The sequence below is a fragment of the Bacillus sp. GMa5/1 genome, from assembly GCF_050172015.1.
Taxonomy (GTDB): Bacteria; Bacillota; Bacilli; order Bacillales; family Bacillaceae_G; genus Bacillus_A; species Bacillus_A cereus.
Genome location: NZ_JBNLYC010000262.1, coordinates 1 through 4,326, shown reverse-complemented (window position 1 = coordinate 4,326; position 4,326 = coordinate 1). Strand labels below are relative to the sequence as shown.

The window sequence follows — 4,326 nt, the reverse complement described above, 5'->3', positions numbered from 1 at the left end:
AAACAAAAGAAGTTGATCTCGGTTTTCCCTCTCATCAACTTCTTTTAAACTCCACTCTTTATTATAATATTTCACTTTTTAATTTTTTGATTTTCCAAGAGAGTCTTATAAAAAAGTACATCCACATACAACCTGAAAGACCTGTCGTAACTTTCGCCCACATTGGCAATCTTGATTCCATCGGGCTTAAAAATAGGTTATACATTGATGGTAATATACTTGCTGATATAATAACAAGGAATAGCAATAATTCATTTAGTTTTTGTATCCTCGTCTCTTTTTCTGAGTAAATATCAGGCAATTCATTAACCTCTTCTACCTCTTTACAAAAATAATTCCATCTTGTGAAACTTGTTACGCGTTTCCAACCTGACATTTCGTATATTTCGAAATACTCTTGTTGTTGTTCTTTCGAATCTCTATAAACCAATCTAAAATCAGCTTTGTATATTACATCTTTTGGCTCAGTTTTCTGAAACGTATACATTAAATTATATTTTTGTAATGCCCAACCTTGCTGATGCATCTTTCGTAAAAAAGCTTCTTCTTTTTCTAAATTCCATGCCGTAAAAAATTTAAATACCCTTTTTGTCTCCATCTTCCATTCACTCCCCTAATATACTATTTCCATTCCTTACAGATCTCTGCAATCTGTTATATTCTAGCTCTAACACTTCTCTCCCAAACGCCGTTAACTCATAGCACTTCTTTCTATCTGTAGAGGCAACTTCAACAATTAATTTTTCTTTAAGTAATTTCGTCGTATTCCCGTATAAAGTACCAGGACCGAGCTTTACTTCCCCATTTGTCATCTCTTCTACCATTTGCATAATTCCATATCCGTGCATTGGTTTCACTAGTGATAACAATATGTAATATGTCGCCTCAGTTAACGGAATATATTTTTGCGCCTTCCCATTCATTATAACTACCTCCGATACATCGCCTTATGATATATCGACTTACGATACATCGTATATCGATATTGTATAATCATATTCCAAAATATGCAAGAGTAATTTAATAATTAAATATCCATTTATTCGAATTAAAAAACCATACAAATTTTCTGAATAATTTGTTAAAATATAGAAATATTAGCTCTTTTATAATGAAAGGAATGGTACATATGATAAATAAATTGAAAGAAAACATCGGATCTGTGTTTGTTGGGAAAGAAAATGTTATTGATCTACTGCTCGTTTCACTTCTTGCTGATGGACATGCACTACTCGAAGACGTGCCTGGTACTGGGAAAACGTTACTGGCGAAAACCATTTCCAAAAGTATTGGTGGTAGTTTTTCTCGCGTTCAATTCACCCCCGATGTACTTCCAAGTGATATAACAGGTATTGAATACTTCAACCCAAAAACAAGCGAATTCGAATTAAGAATTGGACCAGTTATGACAAACATTTTGCTGGCAGATGAAATTAACCGTGCAATGCCGAGAACGCAGTCGAGTTTGTTAGAAGCGATGGAAGAACGACAAGTGACGCTCGAAAAACAATCTACGCCTCTGCCGAAACCGTTCTTTGTTATTGCGACGCAAAACCCAATTGAATCACAAGGGACTTTCCCTCTTCCAGATGCACAGCTTGATCGCTTTTTAATGACGATTTCAATCGGTTATCCTACTCCTGAAGATGAGCTACAAATGATGCGACGTTTTCGGAACGATTTACCATTAGAAAGTGTCACATCTGTCATCTCATTAGAAGATATTTTAGAATCTCAAAAACGAGTAAAAGAAATATTTGTTTCGGAACCGTTAGAACATTACATTATTAAACTTGCTCATGCTACAAGAAATCATGATTATATCGCTAACGGTGTAAGCCCACGTGCCACATTAGCTTTAGTACGTGCTGTTCAAGCTTTAGCCTTTTTACATGGGAGAGAATATTGCACACCAGAAGATATACAATTGTTAGTTCCTTCTGTTTGGAATCACCGTATCGTCTTATCAATGGAAGGTGCCCTGCGTACGACAAAAAATGATATTATGAAAAGTATTTTAAAAGAAGTTGACGTACCTGTGGAGATTGAGCAAGCATGAATGGACAGCGTGTTGTAACTGTGCCTTTATTTTTTCAACTCCATATTATTCAACTAACCGTTCCAATCGCGTTACTTTTCACATTCTTTTTCCCGCAACGAATGCTTATGTTTCTCTTTTTCTTCTATTATATATTTGCGATTTTTATTTATAAATATGTCGCTTTCATAGAGAAGAAGTTTCAAATCATAAATGAGAAACAAACTACACGGCTTTTTCCTGAGGAATCTGGACAGTTTTTTATTCATTTAAAAAATGGAGCCAGCATACCGCTCGTTAATGGTGTTTGTTACTTTCATTTAAATTCGTCCCTTATACCGCATAAAGAGCAAGGCATTGAACAAATATCAAAAACATTATTCTCTTTCCCATTTTCACAACCTGCACATTCGGCACAAAAATGGGGTTTAACATTAACCGCAACGAAGCGTGGTGTGTTTCAAATTGAACAGTTTGAATGTGTATTAAAAGATCCATTTCATCTATTAACTGTACATTTACCTGTTTTTGATAAATTAAGGACTGAAATTATTGTGTATCCTTCTCCTAAAGAAGTAGCAGGTTTGCAAGAACTTCAGCAACTTTTGAATGGATTTTATCGAACGAATTTTTCTTTTTACAATGATGAAACATCTATTATCGGTGTAAAGCGATATGAGCGTGAGTCTTTCCGCTCTATTCATTGGAAGGCATCTGCTAAAATGCAACAATTACAAGCGAAGCAATATGAACCTGTAAAAAATTATAGTTGGACGATTTGTCTTTCTTTAGCTGCCGATCGTGGATTTGGTTGGAAAGATAATGTAGAAGAACTTATTTCATATGCAACATACATTTTCCAGTACACAACGAAGCACCACATTCCGTTTGAATTGTTTATTAGTGTATTAGCAGAAGGCGGTGCATTACATGTACCGTTAAATGAAGGACAAACACAATATGCAAAAGCTTTAGAAGAATTAGCCCGTATTTCAGATGATAGTACGTTACTTCCGAAACAAGGATTCCTTCATTATGTAAAGAGAAAGAGAGAACGATCGTCTACAATGATATACATTGGTTTACAAAGAAATGAACTCCCTCTTCTCTCGCAGCCAACGTTTCTCATTACTAGTGAAGGGATGGTGGAACCAGTTGAAAACTTGGCTATATCACATTCATGATTTCATTCTGCTCCTCCTGCTTTCATTATTAACAGAAAGAGATGAACTAATTAGTATTGCAATATTTTTAACAACAGGCTATATTGGAGTATTTCTTATTCATAAATTTATGCAGAAAAAAACAACAGGATTTGTAATACTTTTAGTTCTTCAAATCGTTCTTTTCTCTTTATTTTTACCTTTTTCTCTTTTTGGCACAATCATATTACCACTATTTTTCTTTATCGTACATGTGGTCGGACCTGGATATCCAGTTCAAAAATCTTTAGGTGGTATTGTATGGTTTGTCGTTTCAGCTATATTTTATGCACCCTTTCCACCGTTGTGGAAACTATTAATGTTAGCCTTGCATCTTATGATTACATTTTGGTTAACCGGGGCAAATCGCAAACAACAACTATTACGTTTTGCTTCTATCATTACGATTGGCTTAATGAGTATATTAATTGTTCAAGTATTTCCTTTCATTCGACTTATTTTTGGTTTTATAACGGAAGTAGTCGCATTAGGCGTCGGCTATGCTTTAATGCCATTAATTAAAGCAGCGGAATTAAAAGATACTGAAGATGTTTGGGCAAATAAAGGACATCTCTTAAAACCAAAAATTGAAGACGGAAAAAAATTTCCTGATTTTGATCCAATACTCATAAATAGCGCTACAATAATAGTCTGTACAGCTATCGCTATTTACGTCGTTTGGAAAATAGTAAAAAAACGAAAACATTTAAGTTTACCAAATATGCCCGCCTTCGAATCTACTATCATTACTGATAAAGAAGGAATGAGCCAAAATCGTTTTAAACGAAATAAACCGCCGCATAACGAAATTCGGAAGGAAATTTTCAAGCTAGAGAGTAAGTTAACCCCTCCTTTAAATAGAAAACGGGGAGAAACTGTTGAGGCTTGGCTAGAAAGAATAAACGATGAAGAAGATGTAAATATTCAAAGTGATATTATTATAGATGCTTATAATACGGTGCGTTATTCAAATGGTGCAAACACTGTACTTCTACATGAATTTAAGGAAGAGATTCATAAGCTTTATGCATATCAAAAAAGTTTGAAGAAACGAAAGAAATAACGTAACAAAAAGACTCCTATATT

5 protein-coding genes are annotated in these 4,326 nt (G+C 34.5%); 3 read left to right on the top strand and 2 right to left on the bottom strand.

What is annotated here, in order from left to right; translation table 11 throughout:
• Positions 1 to 61: 61 nt before the first annotated feature.
• Together ACQGSG_RS26910 and ACQGSG_RS26905 are read right to left on the bottom strand one after the other, a co-directional pair.
• Positions 62 to 598 (bottom strand): DUF2812 domain-containing protein, encoded by a 537-nt coding sequence (locus ACQGSG_RS26910; protein WP_000448684.1) that lies wholly within the window; start codon positions 596 to 598, stop codon positions 62 to 64.
• A gap of 7 nt (positions 599 to 605) precedes the next feature.
• Positions 606 to 923 (bottom strand): PadR family transcriptional regulator, encoded by a 318-nt coding sequence (locus ACQGSG_RS26905; protein ID WP_001013433.1) that lies wholly within the window; start codon positions 921 to 923, stop codon positions 606 to 608.
• Between the two features lie 206 nt (positions 924 to 1,129).
• Here ACQGSG_RS26905 and ACQGSG_RS26900 point away from each other — a divergent pair, with 206 nt between their 5' ends.
• Genes ACQGSG_RS26900 through ACQGSG_RS26890 form a run of 3 tightly spaced genes read left to right on the top strand, consistent with a single transcriptional unit; the run spans position 1,130 to position 4,303 of the window.
• Positions 1,130 to 2,059 (top strand): AAA family ATPase, encoded by a 930-nt coding sequence (locus ACQGSG_RS26900; RefSeq protein WP_000608776.1) that lies wholly within the window; start codon positions 1,130 to 1,132, stop codon positions 2,057 to 2,059.
• Positions 2,056 to 3,222: a DUF58 domain-containing protein gene (locus ACQGSG_RS26895; protein ID WP_001014390.1), complete on the top strand. Its 1,167-nt coding sequence runs from the start codon at positions 2,056 to 2,058 to the stop codon at positions 3,220 to 3,222. Before ACQGSG_RS26900 ends, ACQGSG_RS26895 begins: the two co-directional genes overlap by 4 nt.
• A complete protein-coding gene (locus tag ACQGSG_RS26890) occupies positions 3,194 to 4,303 on the top strand; it encodes a DUF4018 domain-containing protein (RefSeq protein ID WP_214632021.1) in 1,110 nt (369 codons plus the stop codon). Before ACQGSG_RS26895 ends, ACQGSG_RS26890 begins: the two co-directional genes overlap by 29 nt.
• The last annotated feature ends 23 nt before the right edge of the window (positions 4,304 to 4,326 follow it).